Genomic DNA, 23,393 nt, shown 5'->3' on the forward strand with positions numbered 1-23,393 from the left:
GAAACGAATAAAAAAGGAGGGTGAACATGACGCAATATCGTTACGAATTCCCCGCTGATCGAACAGGAAAAGCAGGGGCGGTAAAACCTTACAGGGGAGAAAAAACAGATTTTGTAACACCTGTATCAAATCTTTCAGGTGTGGCGGAGCTTTTGACCAATGCCGCGTTAAAAGCAACTGAAGCGTATAGCCAGTATGGCCAAGATCGTCTGGGCGCGGTCTTGATTTCAAAAATAAAAGGATGGGCGTATTCTGATCGCGGCGGCACGCTGTATGTGGAAGAAAGTGATAATAACCATTCCTGGTCCACTACAGCTTCGGCTGACATCGGGCCCGGCGTACTCACAGCAACTGAATGGGTATATCTAACCAAAAGATATTACCGTTTCCGTTATGTAAACGGAAACTTACAGCAGTCTGAGTTTGTTTTATATCAATCCGTCGGAGCGGGGGAAGTGGATGTTCATATTACTGAAGCAGCCCCTTTGCCGATTACGTTTGAAGCCGCTAATACAACTGAAGAGGGGAGGCTGAAGGTAGAGGGAGCTCAAGCCAGCACCAAAGATTTTGTTTTTCATGAAAATGCTGAGAATGCCGGAGAAGGAGCGGTCCTGACTGTAGGAACGTATAAAAAGCTGCTGGTGGAAATATACGGTACAGCAGAGAAAAGCGAAGTGAGCTTTTGGGGAAGATCCTTTTCAGGAGCCAATCTTCCAATCCGAGGCAAGAAATCAGATGATGGTGAAATGTCCGGCAGCACATCAGGAAAAGCAGAAGCATGGATTTTCGATATGACAGGTTATAAAGAAATCGTTATGGAAATAGCGGAAATAAGCGGCGGCAGCCTGTCTGTCAAAGGAACGGCCGTTTCCTGACATTACAACAACCTTAGGTTACGGCCGGCCCTCAGAGAGGAGGTGCAATCGAGTGTAAAGGAGGCATAAAAAATGTTAAATGAAGACGCGTCTTTTGATATAAACGCGTTTCAAAAAGAATGTACGGACATAAAGAGCGATCATAGGGCGCTGGAGCAGAGAGTATCCGCATTGGAACGATCATCTGACCGCCAAGATCAGCAGATTATGACCCTGAATGAAAAACTGAATAAAATTGAAGAAAATACCACTTGGATTAAGCGCACCATCACAGGGGCAATCGTTACCGCGATCTGCACCGGCATCATCGGAGGCGCCATCGGGATTATGTATAATTTGCTGCAAAAATAAGGAGGAGCCACATTGAAAACATATGATAAAGGCACGGTCATCAGGACGGTGCTTCTTTTGCTTGCCTTAGTAAACCAAACGCTGCTGATGTTTGGCAAATCGCCTTTAGACATCAGAGAGGAACAAGTGAATCAGCTGGCAGACACGTTTTATGCAGCGGGGTCTGTCTTGTTTACGGTTGTCACAACACTTGCCGCTTGGTTTAAAAACAATTATGTAACAGAAAAAGGAAAGCGGCAGCAATCTTTATTAAAACAAAACAATTTAACAAAATAAGGAGAGATTCAAATGGTTAACATTATCCAAGATTTTATTCCCGTAGGTGCCAATAATCGTCCGGGTTATGCAATGACGCCGATTTATATTACAGTTCACAATACGGCAAACACGTCCGTCGGAGCCAATGCCGAAATGCACGCCCGTTATGTGAAAAATCCGGATACACCGACAAGCTGGCATTTTACGGTTGATGATAAGGAAATTTATCAGCATTTGCCGCTGAATGAAAACGGCTGGCATGCCGGAGACGGCAACGGAAGCGGAAACCGCCAATCTATTGGAATTGAAATTTGCGAAAATGCCGATGGGAATTTTCAACTGGCGACCGCAAACGCCCAATGGCTGATCAAAACATTAATGGGATCGCACAGCATTACGCTTGCAAATGTCGTGCCTCACAAGCATTGGTCCGGCAAAGAATGCCCGAGAAAGCTATTGGATACATGGGAACAATTTAAAGCGGGAATCGGCGGCGGAGGCGTTCAAACGTATACTGTCCAAAAAGGCGACACACTCTCAGCGATCGCAAGAAAATTTGGTGTAAGTGTGGCAGATTTACAGGAGTGGAACAATATTAAGGACCCAAACCTGATTCAAGTCGGACAAGTGCTGATCGTCAGTGCCCCTGCACAAGCTGTAGAGCCTGAAGCATATCCGCTTCCTGACGGCATTTTGCAGCTGACAACGCCTTATACATCGGGGGAAAAAGTGTACCAGGTTCAAAATGCGCTGGCAGCACTTTATTTTTACCCTGATAAAGGGGCAGTAAACAATGGGATAGATGGCATTTACGGACCAAAAACGGCAAACGCGGTATCCCGTTTTCAATCTGTTAACGGGTTGACGGTTGACGGCATTTACGGACCGGCCACAAAAGCGAAAATCGCTGCCCAGTTATCCTAACCATTTAGAGAGTCCGAAACGCATATGGTTTCGGACTTCTTCAGCAAAATAGAAATCCCGGATCACCCCGGGATTTTATTTTTTCTTCTTCAATCTCTTTAGGATTCCGATACTCCGCTCCTTCATTTTAAGCGAATATCCCGACAGTCCGAACTTTCCATAATCTATGAATTTCACACGCCGTACAATTTTTTTCACATCATCACCTTGACTATCCTCTGATTGCTCCTATTATATGTCACAGACGGAGAAAAGGAATAAGGACAAGAGCCGTTTCCCTTGTCCTTTAGTGTGATCATGCTTTTTTTCTTTTATACTCGTCAATCAGCCGCTCATTTTCTTTGAAAATTCTTGCCGTGTGGGGGCTGACCTGGTAGCTTGCGACGCTGGTGGTTGATCTCTTTTTTAATATCTTAAACGGTTTAGCCGCGCGGGTCGAATGATCGTTTTGAAAAGCACGTTCCATTATCCGTCACCTTCCTCCTCAATTGGCAGCACCAAATCGTAAATGCTAGTTAATGATGTGAAAAGCAAATAATCAAATTCTGTTACAATGCTGTCTGACGCCAGCTTGATGACATAGCTGCGTGTCTGGACTGTAAAAGGGATGAGTGCCAGCTTCCCGTGCTGATCATAGTATACATCTTTTCGATCCAGCCGGCTCTGCACCTCAAATGCATCATCCATATGCTCGGTTAAGCGGTCTTTTTCTAGCTGTGTCGAATATTCACACAGCGAAGCCGTTAAGTTCATTTTGTCGGCATAGGTTTTGAGCAGCTTATCGATGCCCTCGGCGTATGCTTCTATACTTCCATAATAAACATGGATCGGTTCATTTTTCAATAGGTATTGGTACGTTTTTAATTTATCAAGATAAACGTGGAGCATTTCATTGTTTTCTTCAAGGATTTCCCGTGTGTCGGTTTCTAATTCATTGCCGGCAAGTTTCTTTACGTAAGCGCTCAAAAAGATAAAGGCGTCAATCAAAGCAAAGCTGACAGCGACAATCAAATAATTCGTCCATTCCCTGAAAAGAGAAGAGGGGTCATACGTCCAGTATACCATGGCGCCGATCACAAAGATCAAATACCACGTTTTCCGGATCGCAAACATTTTTTCTTTCACCTTTGCTTCAAACCGCCACACCGCATATACGTATAGGCCTAATGCGGCCATTATGCACCAAACCATAATCTGAAAGAATAAAAGCATGCGTATCCCTCACATCCGAATAAGTTCTGCCTATATTCATTCTATGGATATGTCTGGATTTCCTGTCACATGAAAAAAACCGCTCCTCAGAGAGGAAACGGTTTTGCATTAGAATATCATATTTAAAATAAAGTAGGCGATGGCGCCGAGTGTACCGGAAATCGGCAGCGTAATGACCCAAGTAATCAGCATGCGTTTTGCAGTGCCCCAGTTCACGCCTTTCACACGGTGAGACGCGCCGACACCAAGTATGGAAGAAGAAATAACGTGTGTCGTGCTGACAGGCAAGTGAATAAATGTTGCTCCGAAAATAATGGCTGCACCTGTTAAATCAGCAGAAACACCGTTGACCGGACGAATCTTCATAATTTTGCCGCCGACGGTTTTAATGATTTTCCAGCCGCCGATGGAAGTACCGAGACCCATCGCAGTCGCACACGCAAATTGCACCCAATGCGGGATGTCATCTGTAGTATGTAAATTTCCGGCGATAAGGGCCATCGTAATGATACCCATCGCTTTTTGGGCGTCATTCGTTCCATGTGTGTATGACTGGACAGCGGCCGTTAAAATCTGCACTCTGCGAAAGCGTTTGTTCGTTTTCGCCAAATTGCTGTCTTTAAAGATCAGCTTTACAATGCTGTAGACAATAAAACCTAAAACAAAGGCGATGATCGGGGAAAGGATCAAAGCTTCGATAATTTTGACAAACCCTTTATAGTTAAGCGAACTGAATCCTGAAGAAGCAATCGCCGCTCCGGCAATCGCGCCGATAATCGCGTGAGATGAGCTGCTCGGAATGCCGTAATACCAAGTGAGAAGATTCCAAGTAATCGCCGCACTCAAGGCAGCCAAAATGACAACCGAACCGTTTTCAAGTGTGAACGGGTCCACAATGTCTTTCGTAATCGTTTTCGCAACGCCTGTGAAAGTCATCGCGCCCACAAAGTTCATAATCGCGGCCATAATGATGGCGTGACGCGGTTTTAGCGCTTTAGTGGAAACGGAGGTTGCAATTGCGTTCGCTGTATCGTGAAACCCATTAATGAAATCAAACGCCAAAGCGAAAATGACAATTAATATCGTTAAAATAAATAGAATATCCATTATTACCCCTCGTTACGCGTTTTTCATAATGATGGTTTCAAGATTATTGGCAACGCTTTGGCAGGAGTCTGCAATTTCCTCAAGCGTTTCATAAATTTCACGGTATTGGATTACCTTAATCGGATCTTTTTCCGTACCGAAAAGATTTTTTAATGATTTCCGGTGCAGATTGTCACAGCTGTGTTCGTATTCTTTAATTTTAATGGCGTGCGGCTGGATATCTTTTAACCGGTTGTCTGCTAGCAGTTCAATCGTAATTAAAATTTCTTTTGCGCATTCTCTGATATATCCGCTGAATTTATCAATATGCTCATCAGAAGAGGTGATTGAGAAAATTTCCATCATCGCGGAGAAATGCTCGATTCCGTCCAATACATCATCTAGGCTGTTTGTCAGCTGAAGGATGTCTTCACGTTCAATAGGGGTAATAAAAGCCTTATTCAGCTCTTTAATCATGATATGGACATGATTATCTCCCTTTGTTTCATATTCCTTTAACGTGTCCGCAAACTCTTTAAGCGTCGTTTGGTTTGTGACTTTGAAATTAACAAAATATTCTGCAGTTTCGTCTATATTTTTTGCGATTTCTGTCAAAAGGAGTGAAAACTTATCTTTTTTTCTTCTTATCATGTAAAACCCTCCATTGTTTGAATGAGACAATGCACACATCAAATTATTATATAGCCTTTTGTCGAAAAAAAACAGGAAAAGTCGAAAAAAAACGGGACTTGATTTTTTTGAAAAAACATGTCATACCACGTCCTGCTTATTTTGACCTGATTCAGCAAAAAAACGGCATATTTCAAAATCTTTTATCTTTAACGTAAAAAGTATAACAAAAGAAATGTTTTTCATGTCAAGATTTGTTTCTGATTACAGCAAAAAAAACAGCTCCGTATGAAGGAGCCGTTTCTTAGTCAGCTTGCTTTGCGTTTTTTTCTCCAGAAATAAATAGGCAGCCCGGCCAGACCGATGAGTATGGATAAGCCGCAGCTTAGTGTGTCAGTCATAATGGTGCTCCCCAAAACGAAGAGCGAACCTATTATGGCAAGAATCGGTACAATCGGATAAAGCGGCACGCTGTAGGCGCGCTCTTTGCCTTTATTTCGTTTTCGAAGTAAAAACACGGCGAAAAATGCCATGACATAAAAAATATAAATCATGAAAATCGAGATTTCAGAAAGCTTATCAGGATTACTAAGGAACATCAGGATAACCGTCAGGGCAATCTGAAAGGAAACCGCTATCCATGGCGTGCGGAATGTCGGGTGAACACGTGACAGCTGCTCTGAAAAAGGAAGCTGTTTCCGTTCCGCCATGGCAAATGAGATCCGCGGGAAGGATAGAATCTTTCCGTTTAAGCAGCCGAAAATACTTACGATAATTCCTATGCTGATCAACTTTCCGCCAATTGGGCCAAACAGCATGGTTGCCGCGGTGCTTGTCGCGTTTTCACCGAGTCTGACGATATCGTTGGCGGAGAGCATATGAAGCAGGGCGAAGTTAATGAAGAGGTAAATCGCCGTCACAATCAAAAGCCCGCCTGTCATCGCCCGGGGCAGCAGTTTTTCAGGGTTTTTCATTTCACCGCCGAGAGCGGCAAGCAAGATCCAGCCGTCATACGCAAATAATGTCGCCAAAATGGCAGCACCGAAATTCATATCGGCAATGCTTTCGTTGACTGTGCTGAAAATATGCTGATCGCCTTTCCAAAGCCCAAATACGATAATGAAAATAATCGGGATCAGCTTTCCGATCGTAGTAAGTGCTTGGACAAAGCCGCCGTATTTGGTTCCCAAAATATTAACGACACATAGGAAGACAACCGCAGCCATTCCCGCGATCTTTGACCAGCCGCCGTCCCATCCGAAGAGGTTTGTCAGTAATGAACCGAAATAAAGTCCCAATGCGCCGATAATCGCAGGCCCGTAAATGATGATTTGCACCCAGCCGCATAAAAAGCCCCAAAACTCTCCGTATACTTCCTCAAGATATGTATACAGCCCGCCTGTTTTCGGAATTTGTGTGCCGATTTCCGCTACAGTCAGCCCGCCGGCCAGTGTCAGAATGCCTCCTAAGAGCCAAGCCAGCAGCGCGGTCTGGGAACTGCCGGAATAGGCCATCACAGCGCCGGGTTTCATGAACACGCCAGAACCGATAATAGTGCCGATAACAAGAGAAAGAGCAAATGAAAGACCTATCTCTTTTTTTAATCCGTTTTCTTCAGTATTCATTTTATTTCCTCCTAAGATGTTCAGTCTTCAGATGAAGAATCTATTTTTCATATTGTAAACCCTATTTCAGAAAACTGGAGTTAAATAAATTTTCTGACTTTAGATATTTGGTTGTGATTTTATATTAAATTCATAAAAACGCATAACTTTTAACTTTAAAAAACGAACATTAAATTTGATTTTAGTGATTATAGTACGCCTTTTATTTGCTCATATGTGGCGGACGGGCATTTGATATGGCAGGTTATTTGTTTAAAGTGTACATTTGTTTTTTTAAAAGAGAATATCAGGGGACACGCTTTAAGCGGATTAGTTGACATTTACTTTCGAATAAAATACGTTGTAAGTAGAAAACTACTAAATAATTTATACAGTTATATCTCGAATTCGAGATATTATCTGAAATTGGAGGAAAATATATGAAAGTCAACGGTATCCATCACGTGTCCGCCTTAACGGCCGACGCTCAGAAAAATTTAGATTTCTATAGTAAGGTCATGGGGCTGAAGCTGGTCAAAAAATCTGTCAATCAAGATGAGCCGACGATGTACCACTTATTTTACGGAGATCAGGTTGCTAATCCGGGAACAGAGCTGACGTTTTTTGAAATCCCGCGCATCGCGCCTTTCCATGCAGGCACAAACAGCATTTCTTCTATAGGCTTGCGTGTCCCGGGAACAGAAGCCTTGCATTATTGGAAGAAACGCTTTGAAGAGCATCAGGTCGCGCATAGCGATATCACAAAAATAGCAGGGCGGGAAACGCTTGCTTTCCAAGACCATGAAGGACAGCGGCTTGTGCTGACTGCCGACGAAAAAGGCAAGGACTATGGCACGCCGGTGGAGCAAAGCGGCATTCCGGCTGAGTATTCCTTCCGCGGTCTTGGGCCGATTGAGCTGACAGTGCCATATGCGGAACCAACTTTACATGTGCTGACACAGATTCTCGGTTTTACTGAAATCGGACAAGAAACACGTGACGGCCAAGGATCGGCTGTTATTTTGGAATCCGGGGAAGGCGGCGCAGCGACCGAGGTGCATCTTATTGAAAGAAGTGATCTTCCGCGTGAACGGTCAGGAAAAGGAAGCGTCCATCATGTTGCATTTCGCGTGAAGGATGAAGAGGAGCTTGCCGTCTGGCACCGCATCATCAGCCGTGAAGGCTTTAGCAACTCTGGAATTGTCGAGCGTTATTATTTCAAGGCACTGTATTTCAGGGAGCCAAACGGAATTCTTTTTGAATTATCAACGGATGGCCCGGGCTTTATGGTCGATGAAGATATTGACGAGCTGGGCCAGACCATTGCGCTTCCGCCTTATCTTGAGCATCGCCGCAGTGACATTGAAGCGCGGCTGAAGCCTATTAAGTAGTGCAAACGCCCATATGAGGATGATAGAAGAAGGAAACGCCTTTCTGTGAATCGGAAGGCGTTTTTTTGTGCGCAGAAATCCAGGCAGTTGATGTAAACAAATTTATTTCGGAGAACCTGCCTTCATAGGTACAAACATTCACCGGAAAAGAGGATATTGTGCTTACTGCATAAGCTTCTGGTGAATCTTTTTCACTAATTGCGGATGGCAAAATAATTGTCTTTTTTTATTAATAATTTTTTCACATTTGCTTGTTACACTTATTCACAGTTAGACGAAAAGGAGTGAAGAAACACGTGAAGATGAAAAAACGCGAGATAGATATTTTCTTAATTCTCATTCTGCTCGCATCTGCATTCTTAAATATGTATAACATTTGGAATGACGATACGGTGAATCCTTATTACACCGCAGCAGTAACAAGTATGATGCAAAGCTTTCATAATTTCTTTTATGCTTCATTCGATGCAGCAGGTTTTATAACGGTGGATAAACCCCCGATTACGTTTCAGCTGCAAACGATCAGCGCACTTATATTTGGAATGCACGGCTGGAGCGTTATTCTGCCTCAAGCATTAGCGGGCGTCGGCTCTGTACTCTTAATGTATCTGCTGATTAAACCGACGTTCGGAAAGGTGGCAGCGCGAATCGCTGCATTCGTTATGGCATGTACACCGATTGCGGTGGCCGTAGCCCGGACAAACAATGTTGATGCATTACTTGTCTTTTTCTTATTACTCGCAACCTGGCTTCTCTTTAAAGCCGTCAGAAAAGGCAAGCTGATTTGGTTATTAGCAGCGTTCTTTGTTGTCGGTGTCGGCTTTAACACGAAAATGCTTCAGGCATATATGATTTTACCGGCTTTCTTATTGTTCTACATGATTGCCGCGAATGCCACAATCAAGAAAAAAATCATTTCATTAGCAAGTTCACTGGTAGTTTTATTAGCTGTTTCTGTTTCGTGGGCGCTTGTTGTTGACAATGTATCTTCGAGCGATCGTCCTTATATCGGAAGCAGCCAAACCAACTCTGTATTAGAGCTTGCCTTTGGATACAACGGAATTCAACGGCTGACAGGCCAAAATTCTGGGTCAGGCGGACAGGGAGGACCAAACGATAACGCTTCGAAAGAAACGTCTTCTTCTGATAACAGTTCATCAAGTGATGACAAATCGAGCAGCAGCACATCCGGTCCGCCGGCTAATGGAGAGATGCCAAGCGGCGGCGAAATGCCGAGCCGCGGTCAAGGCGGTCCTCTAAGCGGCGGCGGAGACGGAGGAAAAAGCGGTTCTGGCAGTGGTTCAAAAATGCAATCAGGCACCGGAATGTTTGGAACAGGAACTCCTGGTCCGCTTCGACTCTTCCAAACTGAATTATCTGACCAAATCAGCTGGCTATTGCCGTTTGCACTCTTTGGAATTGCAGGTTTGTTTATCGCAGGCGCAAAAGAAAGAAGAAGATTATCTGTTCAGCAAAAGGAAACGGTTTTCTGGGTTGCATGGCTTGTGCCGATTGCCGGATTCTTCAGCGTAGCAGAGTTTTTCCATCATTATTATCTCATTATGCTGGCACCGCCGATTGCAGCGCTTGTCGGAGCGGGATGGGTCGCTCTTGTCCATCTGTATCGCAATCATAAAGGCTGGAAATCATGGCTTCTCCCGGCAGCGATTATTGCCACAACAGGATTTGAATTGTTTATTCTTCGGAACTACAATGATCAAATCGGTTTAGGATGGAGCATTGGCGTAGGCGTAATGGGAGCGGTATCAGCAATCGCGCTTCTGGTCATGAAACAACGCCAAAAACCAATCACGTACTACTTGTCACTTGTCGGTCTTCTCGTTTTACTTGTTGTGCCGATTTACTGGGCGAGCACGCCGCTTCTGTACGGAGGCAACAGCGCACTGCCTGAAACCGGCCCTCAGCTCGCTTCAAGCAGCGGTATGGGAATGGCAGACGCAAGCGTAGACGAAAAACTGATCAAGTATTTAGAAGAAAACAATTCCGGCTCTACCTACCTATTCGCGACAACCAACGCGAACGCAGCGGCGCCGTATATCATTAAGACGAAAAAAGCGGTGATGGCGATTGGCGGATACAGCGGTTCAGACCCGGCGATCACGCTTACTCAATTTAAAAAGCTGGTGAAAGAAGGTAAGGTGAAGTACTTCTTGTCTTCCGGAATGGGTATGGGCGGAGACAATGAAATTGTTGAGTGGGTTCAGAAAAACGGTAAAGAAGTTTCTGCTGATAAATGGCAATCAAGCACGGATAAAAACGCCACGACAGATCAGTCTGAACAAAAATCATCAAGTAACAGGTCGTCAGACACATCAAGCGAAAGCAGCAGCTCCGGCCAGAAGGGCAAAATGGGCGGCGGACCTGGCGGAATGAATCAATCATCTACTTTATATGAACTAAGTGCGGATGAATAGGAGGGGAAAAGAATGAGCAGACATATTCAATATTCGATTGTTGTTCCTGTGTATAACGAAGAACTCGTCATTCAAGAAACCTATCAGCGCTTAAAAGAAGTGATGGATAGAACGAAAGAAAACTATGAGCTTCTCTTTGTCAATGACGGGAGCCGCGATCGAAGCGTTGAGATTTTAAGGGAACACAGCCTTATTGATCCGAGAGTGAAAGTTATCGACTTTTCCAGAAATTTTGGCCATCAAATCGCGATTACAGCCGGAATGGATTATGCGCAGGGAAACGCTATCGTCGTCATTGATGCCGATTTGCAGGACCCGCCGGAACTGATATTGGACATGATCGAAAAATGGAAGGAAGGCTATGAAGTTGTGTACGCGGTCCGTACAAAACGAAAAGGCGAAACTTTCTTCAAAAAACAAACAGCAGCCATGTTTTACCGTCTGCTGCGGAGCATGACAGATATTGATATACCAATCGACACAGGAGATTTCCGTCTCCTGGACAGAAAGGTATGCGACGAAATGAAAAAATTGAAGGAAAAAAATCCTTTCGTCAGAGGGCTTGTCAGCTGGGTAGGATTCAAGCAGACAGCGGTTGAATACGAGCGTGATGAAAGGCTTGCAGGCGAAACAAAATATCCGCTGAAAAAAATGCTTAAGCTCTCAATGGACGGTATCACTACGTTTTCTCATAAGCCGTTGAAGCTGGCCAGTTTTGCCGGAATCCTCATGTCAGGCGCAGGTTTTCTCTATATGCTGATCGTGCTTTATATGAAATTGTTCACAGACAGCACGATTACAGGATGGTCATCACTCATCGTCATTCAGCTCCTATTCAGCGGCATCGTCTTATTGATGCTTGGAATGATCGGTGAATACATTGGGCGAATTTATGACGAAGCGAAAGACCGCCCTCTCTATATCGTGCAGAAAAGCTACGGCTTAGAAAATAGAAAGCTCTATCAGGATCACAGAATGTAATAAATGAAAAATCCCCTGTCCGTTTTAAACGGACGGGGATTTTTGATGTCTGTGGCCGTGTATGTGAGTATGCGAAAAGTGCTTGGTACTTCCCGTATCTTAAAACACTAGCAAGCATTCATAGAAGGAGCTTGCATCCTCAGGTGTTCATGAGCGGCTTTCCTTTGAAAGAAATATAAATGCCGATGGACAAGCACATAGGGAAGGTTAAGCTATCCGGTGTTTCAGTCCGGAATGATTTGCTGTTTCTGCTCATCCAGACATGCGTTTTTTTACAGTCGGCTGAGTTTTTGGAAAAGGGAGCGGGCGTTTTTTCTGTCATCTTCATTGCCATTCAGTTGAAAATGCCTTGTTTAATAAAGGCTAAATTATAACGTCCTCAGCAGGGTTGTCATGTCTCATGTTAGCTTCCGCAAGACTGCATCCGTGAACTTGAATGCTGTCTGTGAATTTAATCTATGGCCATAGGATATTGAAGATTCCCAAAATATAGCGTCGCAGCATGAAAGGGGGCTTATAACCTCTATTCATTTAGTGAAGGAAAAACGTTTTTTCGCAGATTAATAGATACTATCAATCCAAGCCATCAACCTGTCCAAACGATTGAGTGTAGAGAAAACTCACAATGGCAGGACATATGTCTGCATAAAAAAACAAGGCCGCATAAGCCGCCTTGGGGGAATCATATATTAAGATGTTGTTTCTTCTTTTTGGTCAAGCTTGACTTTTTTCGTCATTTCTTTTCCGTTTCTGAGAATTTTCACTTCGACAGTGTCACCTACATTTGCATCTTTGTACAAGATATTGCGGAGTTCGCTGCCGGTGTCGGTTTCTTTGCCTTTTACACTGATGATGATATCTTCCGCTTTTAGTCCTGCATCAGCAGCCGGAGAACCGGAAGCGACTTCACGGATGTAAACGCCTTTGTTCAGCTGTTTGCCGAACAGGCCGAGGGTGCCTTCTTGATAGGTTTGCGGAACTTGTGCCAAATCAAGCATGCTGACACCAATGTACGGGCGTTCAATTTCTCCCTTTGACAGCAATTCTTCCGCGATCGGTTTGACATCATTACTCGGGATAGCAAAGCCGATGCCTTCTACATCATCCTCACTGATTTTCATGCTGTTGATTCCGACAATTTTGCCATCTGTATTTAATAACGGACCGCCGCTGTTGCCTGGGTTGATTGCCGCGTCTGTCTGAATGACGTTAATGTTTGTTTCTCCGGCTGATGTTGACATGGAAACGGTTCTGTCCACACCGCTCACAATTCCCTGAGTTACCGTGCGGGAGAGGTCTTTTCCAAGCGGATCGCCGATGGCAATGACGGATTCGCCTGTTCTGAGATCAGATGAGTCGCCGAAGTTTGCCACTTTTGTGACGTGCTTATCACTGATTTCAAGGACCGCTAAGTCGGTTAGAGAATCACTTCCGACAAGTTTGGCTGTCAATTCCGTACCGTCGTATAATGAGACTTTTAGAGAAGAAGCGCCTTCTACCACATGGTTATTTGTAATAATATAGGCTTTGCCATTGTCTTTTTTGAAAATGACGCCAGAACCAGAGCCGCTTTCAGTATCTCCGCCGCTGCTTGAGCCAGAAGAATCTGAACCGAAAAGGGAGTTCGAGCTGTTTGACTGAGCTTGGAGATTCGTAATGCCGACAATTGCCGGTGAGATATCTTCCACCATATTTGAAATTTTATCAGAGTCCGCTGTCGTGCTTGCCGAAGAACTGTTTGAGCTTTTGCTAGACTTTGCGGCAGTGTTTTTTGCAGATAAAGATTCTGTTTGCTGCTGGGGTGATATCTGCTTTGTTGTTTCTGAGGCATCATGGTCTCCAAGCGGCGTAAATGTATAGATTCCAAGTGCAAGGCTTCCGCCGATGACCCCGCCGAGCAGCGGGCGGAACCAGCCGAGTCCGCGTTTTCTCTTCGTCTCATCACTCATCACATGCCGGGCCGAATGCGGCTCTTGCTGATGATTCTCCTTCACTGAAATGACCTCATGATCTTTTTCTTCTGTTTTGTTTTCGTCACGATAGTTATCCATCATGCTCACTCCGTTTCTATAGTTCATCTCATTTTTAATAGTTAGCAAGTCAGTTTTATTTCTTGAGTTTATCATAAACGAAAACTGTGGGATAAAAATGAAAAGAATATGTGAAATTGTGAAAAAGTGCAAAAATTCTCCGAAAAGGGTACACTGCTTAAGGATATAAGAAATGGGAAAGGGGTTGATCCGAATGACAAAAATCGGTTTAATCGGATACGGCAGTATGGCGGATATGATTGCTTTTCAGTTATTGAAGCATCAATTCATCCGCGCAAACGAACTTTATATTGATACAAGGTCAAGAGGAGAGCGTCTTCAAAAATTGGAAGCAGACCACCCGGACGTTACAATTGGTCCTCTTGAGTCTTGGGCTACGGAGTGTTGGATAGTTTTGATATGTGTGCCGCCTGTTTATGTAAAGGAAACATTGCGCCGTCTGACGCCTCATATCAATCATGACGCCCACATTGTTTCTATTGCGGCAGGTGTGCCGGTAGCCGAGCTGCAAGCCGAAACGAAAAACGCGGTCAGCCGATATATTCCGACATTAACCTCGGAAGCAGAGACAGGTGTATCGCTTGTTGTTCACGGCGAAACGGTGTCTTCCCAAAAGAAAAGAGATCTGAATGAGTTATTATCAGCTTTCAGCACAGTGAGGGAAATCAAGGAAACTGACCTGAACGCGGCAAGCAATTTAACAAGCTCTGCGCCGGGGCTGATTGCGGCAATATTTGAGGAGTTCGCAGAGTCCGCGGTAAGAAACAGCGGGCTGACAAAAGAGGAAGCTTTTGATTTTCTGATTCATTCGCTTTATGGAACAGGGAAGCTGTTGACGGAAAAGAACATGTCTTTTCAGGAAACCCTCGGCCGCGTCGCCACAAAAGGCGGCATTACGGGAGAAGGCGCCGAAGTCATCCAGTCAGCCATGCCAGAGGTGTTCGACGAGGTATTTGAGAAAACGCTGAAAAAATATAAACAGCTGACAGAAGCGGTTAAAGACCAAATATGAAAAAAGAATCCCTATAGAGGGATTCTTTTTTTACTAGTAATAGAAGGTTGAAATCTATCAGCCGTATTGCAATTTACGTCTTTTTTTAATATAATTTGTTAGAAAATTCATAATTTAGTAAAAAATTTGAGAGAAAAAGGAGGGGTCGTATGAAGTTATATATGTCTGTGGATATGGAAGGAATTTCAGGTCTTCCGGACGATACCTTCGTCAATTCCCGCAAGCATAACTATGAGCGGGGGAGGGTGATCATGACCGAGGAAGCAAACTATGTAATTGCGGAAGCGTTCAACAGCGGCTGTTCTGAAGTGCTCGTGAATGACAGCCATTCGAAAATGAACAATCTGCTGATTGAAAAACTGCATCCGGAGGCTGATCTGATTTCAGGCGATGTCAAGCCGTTTTCTATGGTTCAAGGGCTTGATGAGACGTTTTCAGGCGCTGTCTTTGTAGGATATCATGCAAGAGCGTCCGTTCCGGGCGTCATGTCGCATAGTATGATTTTCGCCGTGCGTCATTTTTACATAAACGATCAGCCTGTTGGCGAGCTGGGATTAAACGCGTATACTGCCGGCTTCTTTGATGTCCCGGTTATTATGGTGGCCGGAGACGATCAGGCGGCAAGAGAGGCGGAAGCGCTGATTCCAAATGTTACCACGGCAGCTGTTAAAGAAACGATTTCAAGATCCGCGGTCAAATGTCTGTCACCTGCTAAGGCCGGCCGGCTTTTGACGGAAAAAACGGCTTACGCGCTGCGTAATAAGGACAAGGTCAAGCCGCTGACTCCGCCTGACAGGCCTGTACTCAGCATCGAATTTGCTAACTACGGGCAGGCGGAATGGGCGAATCTGATGCCCGGCACCGAGATTAAACCAGGAACCACCATCGTTCAATTCCAAGCGAAAGATATGCTTGAAGCCTATCAGGCCATGCTGGTCATGACAGAACTTGCTGCTCAAACATCATTCTGTTAAAGGGGTGTTCGGCTTTGGCACAATATATCATAAAGCGTTTTTTGGCAATGGCTGCAACGATTTTGGTCATTACCACCCTGACTTTTGTCATGATGAAGGTCATTCCGGGTTCTCCTTTTAACGAAGAACGCGGCACAAATGAAGCGGTCCAAAAAAATCTTGAAACCTACTACCATTTAAACGATCCTCTTCTCATCCAATACGCCATCTATGTGAAATCCATTATTACATTTGATTTCGGCCCTTCTATTAAAAAACCGTCAGAAAGCGTAAATGATATGCTGGAACGCGGATTTCCCGTCTCTTTTGAGCTTGGCATGACAGCAATCGTGATTGCCGTGATTTCCGGGCTTGTGCTCGGTGTGACGGCTGCGCTCCGCCATAACGGCTTTTTGGATTATGCCGCGATGAGTATCGCGGTACTCGGAATTTCCATCCCGAATTTTATCATGGCGACTGTACTGATCCAGCAGCTCGCAGTCAACCTGAAACTATTTCCCGCCGCAACATGGACGAGCCCGATGCATATGGTTCTTCCAACCGTTGCACTTGCGGTCGGGCCTATGGCGATCATCGCCAGGCTGACAAGATCAAGCATGGTGGAGGTCCTCACTCAGGATTACATCCGCACGGCGAAAGCTAAGGGCTTGTCTCCGCTCAAAATTATTGTAAAACACGCACTCAGAAACGCACTTATGCCAGTGATTACCGTATTGGGCACACTTGTTGCAAGCATTTTGACAGGAAGCTTTGTCATTGAAAAAATCTTTGCCATTCCGGGGATGGGAAAATATTTTGTGGAAAGCATTAACCAGCGGGACTATCCGGTGATTATGGGAACAACGGTTTTTTACAGCTTGATTCTCATCGTCATGCTGTTTTTGGTTGATTTGGCTTACGGTCTTTTAGATCCGCGCATTAAACTGCATAAGAAAGGGTGAAACATATGAATCTCCCTGTACAAACGGATGATCGGTCATCAAAAAAGCACACTCATGTGCCAGACGAGTGGTTTACCCCGAACACAGAAAATAATCAAGAAGCAGAATCAGTAAAACGGCCCAGTCTGTCATACGCACAGGACGCGTGGCGAAGGCTGAAGAAAAATAAATTAGCGATGGCCGGGCTCGGCATTCTGATCTTCCTATTACTGATGGCTGCCATCGGGCCGCTTATTTCACCCCATAGCGTAACGCGCCAAGCCCTCTCTGAACAAAATCTTCCTCCGTCAGCCACACATTGGTTTGGGACGGATGAGCTTGGCAGGGATGTTTTTACAAGAACATGGTACGGCGCGAGAATTTCCTTATTTGTCGGCGTGATGGCCGCGCTCATTGATTTTGTGATCGGCGTTATCTACGGGGGAATTGCCGGTTACAAAGGCGGTAAGACAGACAGTGTGATGATGAGAATCATCGAAGTGCTGTACGGTCTGCCATATTTGCTTGTCGTTATTTTGTTAATGGTGCTGATGGGCCCTGGTCTCGGAACCATTATTGTGGCGCTGACCGTCACGGGATGGGTTGGCATGGCGCGCATTGTCAGAGGCCAGGTGCTTCAATTGAAGCACTATGAATATGTACTGGCTTCAAAAACCTTTGGGGCGGGCACCCGTCGGATTATACGCAAAAATTTGCTGCCCAATACAATGGGTGCGATTATCGTGCAGATGACATTAACGGTGCCGACTGCCATCTTTGCGGAAGCCTTCTTGAGTTTCCTCGGGCTCGGTATTCAAGCGCCGTTTGCAAGCTGGGGTGTGATGGCGAATGACGGCTTGCCGACCATTTTGTCAGGGCATTGGTGGCGCTTATTTTTTCCGGCCTTTTTTATCTCATTAACGATGTACGCGTTTAATGTGCTTGGCGACGGATTGCAGGATGCGTTAGACCCTAAGCTCAGGAGGTAGTGTTATGCAAAAAGTCCTTTCAGTTCACGATCTGCACGTCTCTTTTGCTACATACGGCGGCTCTGTTCAAGCTGTCAGGGGGGTCAGTTTTGATTTGTTCGAAGGGGAGACATTTGCCATTGTCGGCGAATCAGGCTGCGGAAAAAGCGTCACCTCTCAAAGCATTATGGGACTGCTGCCTAAATATTCGGCAAAAATTACTTCCGGTCACATACAGTTTAAACATAAAGACCTTTGTAAAATTCCGGAACGGGAAATGAGAAGCATCAGGGGGGCGGATATCTCCATGATTTTTCAGGACCCGATGACGGCTTTAAATCCCACGTTAACCGTCGGAGACCAGCTGACCGAAGCGCTTTTGCAGCACCAGACGATGTCGAAGAAAGCGGCTAAGGAGGCGGTGCTCTCCATGCTGTCCTTGGTTGGCATTCCTGATCCCAAGGAGCGATTGAAGCAATATCCCCATCAGTTCAGCGGAGGCATGAGACAGCGGATTGTTATTGCGATGGCGCTGATCTGCGAGCCTGATATTTTAATTGCCGATGAACCGACGACGGCGCTTGACGTAACGATTCAGGCACAGATTCTTGAATTATTTAAAGAGATTCAAAGAAAAACCAAAGTGTCTATTATTCTCATTACACATGATTTGGGTGTCGTGGCTCAAGTCGCTGACAGGGTTGCTGTGATGTATGCAGGTAAAATCGCGGAAATCGGAACGAGAGAAGATATTTTTTATCAGCCTCAGCATCCTTATACGAAAGGGCTGCTGAATTCCGTCCCGCGGCTAGATCTGGAAGATGCGGAACTGATTCCGATTGACGGCACGCCGCCGGATTTATTCGCGCCGCCGGCAGGGTGCCCGTTTGCCGCCCGGTGTCCGTACAGGATGACGGTGTGCGACAGAGTGTATCCTGATCAAACGGTCAGATCAACAAGCCATTCGGTTCATTGCTGGCTGCAGGATAAACGGGCTGAACAAGCGGCTGTCTCTGTCGGTACGAAAGACAAACAATAAGGGGGAAAAAGATGAAAAGGCTATGGAGTATGGGACTTGCGCTGACGCTTTCGTTTGCGTTGGTGGGATGCACGGCAAATGAACAGGCCGGAAAAGAAACAGGGGACGACAAAGCAAACAAATCCGGCGGTGAAAAAGTGCTTTATTTAAATAATGAAAAAGAGCCGACATCCTTTGATCCGCCTAAAGGTTTTGACCGAGTGTCGTGGGAGCCGTTAAATAACCTCATGGAAGGCTTAACCCGTCTTGGCAAAGACCATGAGCCTGAACCGGCGATGGCGGAAAAATGGACGGTATCTAAGGATCAAAAAACATATACATTTACCATTCGCAAAGATGCCAAATGGACAAACGGAGATCCGGTGACAGCCGGAGATTTTGAATATGCGTGGAAACGGATGCTTGATCCGAAAACAGGTGCGTCTTCCGCTTTTCTCGGCTACTTAATTGAAGGCGGCGAAGCGTTTAACAGCGGGAAAGGCGCAAAGGACGAGGTGAAAGTGACGGCTAAAGATGATAAGACGCTTGAAGTCACACTCGCCGCGCCGCAGAAATATTTTCTGAGCGTTATTTCAAACCCCGCATACTTTCCGATTAATGAAAAAGTGGCAAACAAAGACCCAAAATGGTTTGCCCAAGCAAGCACATTTGTCGGCAACGGCCCATTTAAGCTGACGGGTTGGAAGCATGATGACAACATGACAATGGAAAAAAGCGACACGTACTGGGATAAAGATTCAGTTAAGCTCGATAAAGTCAAATGGGCGATGGTTGATGACCGCAACACAGACTATCAAATGTTTCAGTCTGATGAGTTAGATAGCGCTTATGTGCCTGCTGAATTAAGCGAACAACTGCTTGATCAAGATAACGTTCATATTACAGACCAAGCCGGTTTGTACTTTTATCGTTTTAATGTAAACATGGAGCCGTTCCAAAATAAAAACATTAGAAGAGCTTTTGCTATGGCGGTTGACCAAAAGGAAATCGTTGATTATGTCACGAAAAATAAAGAAAAGCCGGCACACGCCTTTGTTTCTCCGGGATTGGCCCAGCCTGACGGCAAGGATTTTCGTGAAGCAGGCGGAGACCTCATCTCCTTCAATAAAAGTCAGGCAAAGCAGCTTTTAGAAAAAGGCATGAAAGAAGAAAACTATGATAAACTGCCAGCCATTACCTTGACCTACAGCACAAAACCTGAGCATAAAAAAATCGCTGAAGCCATCCAGCAAAAACTGAAAAGTGAGCTGGGAATTGATATCAAGCTTGCCAACATGGAATGGAATGTGTTTTTAGAGGATCAAAAAGCTCTTAAATTTCAATTCTCGCAAAGTTCATTTTTAGCGGATTACGCCGATCCTATCAATTTTCTGGAAGCCTTCCAGACGGACAATTCAATGAACCGCACAGGCTGGGGCAATGAGCAATACGATCAGCTGATCAAACAGGCGAAAACGGAAGCGAATGAAGAAAAACGGTTTGCACTCATGCACCAGGCGGAAAAACTGTTATTAGGCGAGGCGCCGATTATACCGATTTATTTCTACAATCAGGTTCATCTTTATCAAAAAAATGTAAAAGGAATCGTCCGCCACCCCGTCGGCTATATCGACTTAAAATGGGCGGAAAAAAACTGATTATGGTCAAGCGGAAAATGCTGCTCTCTTTTATAAGAAGGAGCGGTATTTTTTCACTTTCCAAAACGTATACGTAGGGTGGAAAGCAAAATGAAGGGAGCGGGACGAAGTGAATCACAAGCCACCGGCATTAAAGAAGGGCGACACAGTCGGAGTGATAGCCCCAGCTAGTCCGCCGGACCCGGAGAAGCTGAAAACCGCGCTCTTATTTTTAGAAGAGCTGGGGCTTCAGGTCAAGATTGGCGAAGCTTTGAAAAACCAGCACGGCTATTTGGCGGGACGGGATGAGGAGCGTTTGTCTGACCTGCATGAGATGTTTAAGGACCAAAATGTAAAGGCGGTGTTATGCGCCTGCGGCGGTTTCGGAACAGGACGGATCGCTCAGGATATTGATTACGACATCATCCGCAGCAACCCGAAGATTTTTTGGGGATATAGTGATATTACGTATCTTCATACCGCCATAAATCAAAACACAGGGTTAGTCACGTTTCACGGCCCGATGCTGAGTTCTGACATCGGACGCGAAGATGTTGATCCATTGACCAAAGCTTCCTACCATCAATTATTTGAAGAAACTGAATGTACTTATACAGAAGACATCTCTCCGCTCAAGGTGCTGACGCTGGGTAAAGCCGAAGGCCGGCTGGCCGGCGGAAATTTATCGTTACTCACTGCCACACTCGGTACACCGTTTGAAATTGATACGAAAGGCAAACTGCTGTTTATAGAAGACGTGGACGAAGAGCCTTATCAAATCGACAGGATGCTTAACCATTTAAAAATGGCCGGCAAGTTTGAAGATGCCGCCGGGATACTCGTTTGTGATTTTCACAATTGTGTGCCCGTCAAACGGGAGAAATCGTTAACACTTGAACAGGTGATAGAGGACTACATCACAAAAGCCGGAAAGCCTGCCTTAATGGGATTTAAAATCGGCCACTGTTCCCCGAGCATCGCCGTTCCGGTCGGAGCCCGTGCAGTGATGGACACAGCAGCAAAAACCCTTACGATTGAAGCGGGAATTTCTAAAGGGGCGAGATTGATATGAAGATTGCGGGAATTGAAACAGAACGAATCGCCGTACCGTTAAAAAAGCCTTTCAAAACAGCGCTGAGAACGGTGTATACGGCTGAATCTGTCATTGTAAAAATCGTGTATGACAACGGCTTGAGCGGATGGGGAGAAGCGCCGCCCACAATTGTGATTACCGGAGACAGTATAGACAGTATTGAAAGCGCCATTCATCACGTCTTGAAGCCTGCTTTACTCGGGAGAAGCCTGGACAGCTGTGAAGCGATTTTTCACGACATCGACCGACTGCTTGAACGTAATTATAGCGCAAAAGCGGCGGTTGAGATGGCCGTTTACGACGGCTGGGCCCAAATGTGCGGACTCCCGCTTTACCAGATGCTTGGCGGTTTTCGCCGGACGCTGGAAACAGATTATACCGTCAGCGTCAACTCGCCCCGGGAAATGGGCGAGGATGCCGTAAGCTACCTCAAACAAGGCTTTCTGACGTTAAAAGTAAAGGTTGGAAAAGACAAAGTGCAGACCGATATCGCCCGTATCCATGAAATCAGAAAACGCGTCGGTTCAAACGTCAAGCTTCGTCTTGATGCTAATCAAGGCTGGACGCCGAAAGAGGCGGTTTCCGCCATTCGAAAAATGGAGGACGCGGGGCTTGATATTGAGCTTGTTGAGCAGCCCGTCCATAAAGATGATCTTGCCGGACTGAAGCAGGTTACTGACGCGACGGAAACACCGATTATGGCGGACGAAAGTGTCTTTACCCCGCGTCAGGCGCTGGCGGTACTGAAAACACGCAGCGCGGATTTAATCAACATTAAGCTGATGAAGGCGGGAGGCATCACCGGGGCCGTGAAAATAAACGCGCTGGCGGAAGCGTGCGGCGTAGAGTGCATGGTCGGCAGCATGATTGAAACAAAGCTCGGCATCACAGCGGCGGCTCATTTCGCCGCCGGCAAAAAAAACGTGACGCGCTTTGATTTTGATGCGCCGCTTATGCTGAAGCAAGATTTGATACAGGGCGGCATCATCTACAGCGGCAGCGCGATTACGATTCCGGATGAACCGGGGCTTGGCATTTCAGGAGTGATGCTGCAAAAGGAAGGGGCAGAACGATGAACTATACGGTCCGATCGGCAGTAGCCAACATATGGACGGCACCTGCATCACCTCGGAAAGCGGATCAGCCGATGCTTGGGAAAACCGTGCGTGTCAGAGAATGGCTGAAAGAAATGACCTATGATCAGCGCCTTTGCCTGTGTACAGAGAACATCATCCAATCACAGGTTCTCTTCGGCGGAGAAGTAACGGTAGTTTCAGAGGAAGAAGAATGGGCCTCCGTTGTTGTTCCAGGACAGCCGTCAGGCAAAAACGAACGCGGTTATCCAGGGTGGATGAGAAAGTGCCAGCTGAGCAAAATGGATGAGACCGACAAGCAGGGCGATGTGTATGTAACCAAGCCTGCTGCTTTTTTATACAAGAATGACAGAGAAAAAGAGATGGAAGTGAGCTTTTTAACAAGCCTGCCGCTGCATAGTGAATCGGACGGGTTTTATAAGGTAGAAACACCATTTGGCGATCGGCTGCTGAAGAAAACAGATGCTCAGCCGGTGCGGGAAAGGCAGGGAACGGCTGCTGATATCATCCAGACGGGTAAGGCTTTTATCGGGCTTCCTTATTTATGGGGCGGAATGAGCGGATTTGGATTCGACTGCTCCGGGTTTATGTACAGTATCTTTAAAGCGAACGGCTATATCATTCCCCGTGATGCTGGCGATCAGGCTAAAGCGGGCAGCCGCATAGAGATTGAAGAAATGGAGCCGGGCGACCTGCTGTTTTTTGCTTATGAGGAAGGAAAAGGAGCCATTCACCACGTCGGTTTGGCAATAGGCGGCGGCCGAATGCTCCATTCCCCAAAGACAGGGAAAAGCATTGAAATCATTACGCTGAAAGGCACGGTATATGAAAAAGAATTATGCACAGCACGCCGCTATTACATCAAATGAGGGGGGAAGG

23 protein-coding genes are annotated in these 23,393 nt (G+C 45.7%); 16 read left to right on the forward strand and 7 right to left on the reverse strand.

Translation table 11 applies throughout. The features are described 5' to 3' along the window. Window positions 1-26: 26 nt before the first annotated feature. The 4 genes from xepA (at window position 27) to AAHT65_RS13735 (ending at window position 2,408) form a co-directional block, all read left to right on the forward strand. On the forward strand, window positions 27-875 hold the full coding sequence (gene xepA / locus AAHT65_RS13720; RefSeq protein WP_343310382.1) for a phage-like element PBSX protein XepA: 849 nt from the start codon (window positions 27-29) through the stop codon (window positions 873-875). 72 nt (window positions 876-947) lie between these two features. Beyond that, window positions 948-1,226 carry a hemolysin XhlA family protein gene (locus AAHT65_RS13725; protein ID WP_003327427.1) on the forward strand — a complete coding sequence of 93 codons (279 nt, stop codon included), beginning with the start codon at window positions 948-950 and terminating at the stop codon, window positions 1,224-1,226. 12 nt (window positions 1,227-1,238) lie between these two features. Continuing rightward, on the forward strand, window positions 1,239-1,502 hold the full coding sequence (locus AAHT65_RS13730) for a phage holin (protein WP_343310384.1): 264 nt from the start codon (window positions 1,239-1,241) through the stop codon (window positions 1,500-1,502). Window positions 1,503-1,514: 12 nt separating this feature from the next. Then, window positions 1,515-2,408, forward strand: coding sequence for an N-acetylmuramoyl-L-alanine amidase (locus tag AAHT65_RS13735; protein WP_088116997.1), 894 nt, complete (start codon window positions 1,515-1,517; stop codon window positions 2,406-2,408). Window positions 2,409-2,483: 75 nt separating this feature from the next. On the opposite strand, the gene AAHT65_RS13740 is transcribed toward AAHT65_RS13735, so the two are convergent. From AAHT65_RS13740 to AAHT65_RS13765, 6 genes are all read right to left on the reverse strand, one after another. After that, a complete protein-coding gene (locus AAHT65_RS13740) occupies window positions 2,484-2,606 on the reverse strand; it encodes a hypothetical protein (protein WP_010788356.1) in 123 nt (40 codons plus the stop codon). A gap of 97 nt (window positions 2,607-2,703) precedes the next feature. Further along, on the reverse strand, window positions 2,704-2,874 hold the full coding sequence (locus tag AAHT65_RS13745) for a type II toxin-antitoxin system SpoIISB family antitoxin (RefSeq protein WP_061670599.1): 171 nt from the start codon (window positions 2,872-2,874) through the stop codon (window positions 2,704-2,706). Further along, a complete protein-coding gene (locus AAHT65_RS13750) occupies window positions 2,874-3,620 on the reverse strand; it encodes a type II toxin-antitoxin system SpoIISA family toxin (RefSeq protein WP_003327423.1) in 747 nt (248 codons plus the stop codon). The genes AAHT65_RS13745 and AAHT65_RS13750 overlap by 1 nt, the downstream gene beginning before the upstream one ends. 108 nt (window positions 3,621-3,728) lie before the next feature. Then, window positions 3,729-4,727 carry an inorganic phosphate transporter gene (locus AAHT65_RS13755; RefSeq protein WP_003327422.1) on the reverse strand — a complete coding sequence of 333 codons (999 nt, stop codon included), beginning with the start codon at window positions 4,725-4,727 and terminating at the stop codon, window positions 3,729-3,731. A gap of 12 nt (window positions 4,728-4,739) precedes the next feature. After that, on the reverse strand, window positions 4,740-5,357 hold the full coding sequence (locus tag AAHT65_RS13760) for a DUF47 domain-containing protein (RefSeq protein WP_003327421.1): 618 nt from the start codon (window positions 5,355-5,357) through the stop codon (window positions 4,740-4,742). A gap of 287 nt (window positions 5,358-5,644) precedes the next feature. Next, entirely contained in the window at window positions 5,645-6,961 is a 1,317-nt protein-coding gene (locus AAHT65_RS13765) for an APC family permease (RefSeq protein ID WP_003327418.1), read from the reverse strand. Window positions 6,962-7,380: 419 nt separating this feature from the next. On the opposite strand from AAHT65_RS13765, the gene AAHT65_RS13770 reads away from it, so the two are divergent. The 3 genes from AAHT65_RS13770 (at window position 7,381) to AAHT65_RS13780 (ending at window position 11,747) form a co-directional block, all read left to right on the forward strand. Next, the gene (locus tag AAHT65_RS13770; RefSeq protein ID WP_343310386.1) at window positions 7,381-8,331 is read left to right on the forward strand and encodes a ring-cleaving dioxygenase; all 951 of its coding nucleotides are present in this window, start codon (window positions 7,381-7,383) and stop codon (window positions 8,329-8,331) included. A 296-nt stretch (window positions 8,332-8,627) separates the two neighbouring features. Beyond that, window positions 8,628-10,766, forward strand: coding sequence for a glycosyltransferase family 39 protein (locus tag AAHT65_RS13775; protein ID WP_343310387.1), 2,139 nt, complete (start codon window positions 8,628-8,630; stop codon window positions 10,764-10,766). Window positions 10,767-10,778: 12 nt separating this feature from the next. After that, window positions 10,779-11,747, forward strand: a complete 969-nt coding sequence (locus AAHT65_RS13780; RefSeq protein WP_088117001.1) for a glycosyltransferase family 2 protein — start codon at window positions 10,779-10,781, stop codon at window positions 11,745-11,747. 689 nt (window positions 11,748-12,436) lie between these two features. Here AAHT65_RS13780 and htrA read toward each other — a convergent pair. Beyond that, window positions 12,437-13,798 carry a serine protease HtrA gene (gene htrA, locus AAHT65_RS13785; protein ID WP_343310389.1) on the reverse strand — a complete coding sequence of 454 codons (1,362 nt, stop codon included), beginning with the start codon at window positions 13,796-13,798 and terminating at the stop codon, window positions 12,437-12,439. Between the two features lie 193 nt (window positions 13,799-13,991). Between htrA and proG the strand changes: the two genes are divergently transcribed. The 9 genes from proG (at window position 13,992) to AAHT65_RS13830 (ending at window position 23,383) form a co-directional block, all read left to right on the forward strand. Beyond that, window positions 13,992-14,810 carry a pyrroline-5-carboxylate reductase ProG gene (gene proG, locus AAHT65_RS13790; protein WP_343310391.1) on the forward strand — a complete coding sequence of 273 codons (819 nt, stop codon included), beginning with the start codon at window positions 13,992-13,994 and terminating at the stop codon, window positions 14,808-14,810. Window positions 14,811-14,959: 149 nt separating this feature from the next. Beyond that, entirely contained in the window at window positions 14,960-15,784 is an 825-nt protein-coding gene (locus AAHT65_RS13795; protein WP_088117005.1) for a M55 family metallopeptidase, read from the forward strand. 14 nt (window positions 15,785-15,798) lie between these two features. Continuing rightward, window positions 15,799-16,725 (forward strand): ABC transporter permease, encoded by a 927-nt coding sequence (locus AAHT65_RS13800; RefSeq protein ID WP_003327410.1) that lies wholly within the window; start codon window positions 15,799-15,801, stop codon window positions 16,723-16,725. A 5-nt stretch (window positions 16,726-16,730) separates the two neighbouring features. Further along, a complete protein-coding gene (locus AAHT65_RS13805; RefSeq protein ID WP_094231865.1) occupies window positions 16,731-17,693 on the forward strand; it encodes an ABC transporter permease in 963 nt (320 codons plus the stop codon). A 4-nt stretch (window positions 17,694-17,697) separates the two neighbouring features. Then, a complete protein-coding gene (locus AAHT65_RS13810) occupies window positions 17,698-18,711 on the forward strand; it encodes an ABC transporter ATP-binding protein (RefSeq protein ID WP_094231866.1) in 1,014 nt (337 codons plus the stop codon). 11 nt (window positions 18,712-18,722) lie between these two features. Beyond that, window positions 18,723-20,348 (forward strand): peptide ABC transporter substrate-binding protein, encoded by a 1,626-nt coding sequence (locus AAHT65_RS13815; protein ID WP_343310392.1) that lies wholly within the window; start codon window positions 18,723-18,725, stop codon window positions 20,346-20,348. Between the two features lie 109 nt (window positions 20,349-20,457). Further along, window positions 20,458-21,399, forward strand: a complete 942-nt coding sequence (locus tag AAHT65_RS13820) for an LD-carboxypeptidase (RefSeq protein ID WP_343310393.1) — start codon at window positions 20,458-20,460, stop codon at window positions 21,397-21,399. Then, window positions 21,396-22,496, forward strand: coding sequence for an L-Ala-D/L-Glu epimerase (gene ykfB, locus AAHT65_RS13825; protein WP_343310394.1), 1,101 nt, complete (start codon window positions 21,396-21,398; stop codon window positions 22,494-22,496). The genes AAHT65_RS13820 and ykfB overlap by 4 nt, the downstream gene beginning before the upstream one ends. Then, window positions 22,493-23,383 (forward strand): C40 family peptidase, encoded by an 891-nt coding sequence (locus AAHT65_RS13830; RefSeq protein WP_094231870.1) that lies wholly within the window; start codon window positions 22,493-22,495, stop codon window positions 23,381-23,383. Before ykfB ends, AAHT65_RS13830 begins: the two co-directional genes overlap by 4 nt. The last annotated feature ends 10 nt before the right edge of the window (window positions 23,384-23,393 follow it).

Source organism: Bacillus atrophaeus, assembly GCF_039519175.1.
GTDB classification, from domain to species: domain Bacteria; phylum Bacillota; class Bacilli; order Bacillales; family Bacillaceae; genus Bacillus; species Bacillus atrophaeus.

Coding starts and splice junctions, on each gene's coding strand:
- xepA (WP_343310382.1), top strand. CDS start 27: ATGACGCAATATCGTTACGAATTCCCCGCTGATCGAACAGGAAAAGCA.
- AAHT65_RS13725 (WP_003327427.1), top strand. CDS start 948: ATGTTAAATGAAGACGCGTCTTTTGATATAAACGCGTTTCAAAAAGAA.
- AAHT65_RS13735 (WP_088116997.1), top strand. CDS start 1,515: ATGGTTAACATTATCCAAGATTTTATTCCCGTAGGTGCCAATAATCGT.
- AAHT65_RS13745 (WP_061670599.1), bottom strand. CDS start 2,874: ATGGAACGTGCTTTTCAAAACGATCATTCGACCCGCGCGGCTAAACCG.
- AAHT65_RS13750 (WP_003327423.1), bottom strand. CDS start 3,620: ATGCTTTTATTCTTTCAGATTATGGTTTGGTGCATAATGGCCGCATTA.
- AAHT65_RS13755 (WP_003327422.1), bottom strand. CDS start 4,727: ATGGATATTCTATTTATTTTAACGATATTAATTGTCATTTTCGCTTTG.
- AAHT65_RS13760 (WP_003327421.1), bottom strand. CDS start 5,357: ATGATAAGAAGAAAAAAAGATAAGTTTTCACTCCTTTTGACAGAAATC.
- AAHT65_RS13765 (WP_003327418.1), bottom strand. CDS start 6,961: ATGAATACTGAAGAAAACGGATTAAAAAAAGAGATAGGTCTTTCATTT.
- AAHT65_RS13770 (WP_343310386.1), top strand. CDS start 7,381: ATGAAAGTCAACGGTATCCATCACGTGTCCGCCTTAACGGCCGACGCT.
- AAHT65_RS13780 (WP_088117001.1), top strand. CDS start 10,779: ATGAGCAGACATATTCAATATTCGATTGTTGTTCCTGTGTATAACGAA.
- htrA (WP_343310389.1), bottom strand. CDS start 13,798: ATGGATAACTATCGTGACGAAAACAAAACAGAAGAAAAAGATCATGAG.
- proG (WP_343310391.1), top strand. CDS start 13,992: ATGACAAAAATCGGTTTAATCGGATACGGCAGTATGGCGGATATGATT.
- AAHT65_RS13795 (WP_088117005.1), top strand. CDS start 14,960: ATGAAGTTATATATGTCTGTGGATATGGAAGGAATTTCAGGTCTTCCG.
- AAHT65_RS13805 (WP_094231865.1), top strand. CDS start 16,731: ATGAATCTCCCTGTACAAACGGATGATCGGTCATCAAAAAAGCACACT.
- AAHT65_RS13810 (WP_094231866.1), top strand. CDS start 17,698: ATGCAAAAAGTCCTTTCAGTTCACGATCTGCACGTCTCTTTTGCTACA.
- AAHT65_RS13815 (WP_343310392.1), top strand. CDS start 18,723: ATGAAAAGGCTATGGAGTATGGGACTTGCGCTGACGCTTTCGTTTGCG.
- ykfB (WP_343310394.1), top strand. CDS start 21,396: ATGAAGATTGCGGGAATTGAAACAGAACGAATCGCCGTACCGTTAAAA.
- AAHT65_RS13830 (WP_094231870.1), top strand. CDS start 22,493: ATGAACTATACGGTCCGATCGGCAGTAGCCAACATATGGACGGCACCT.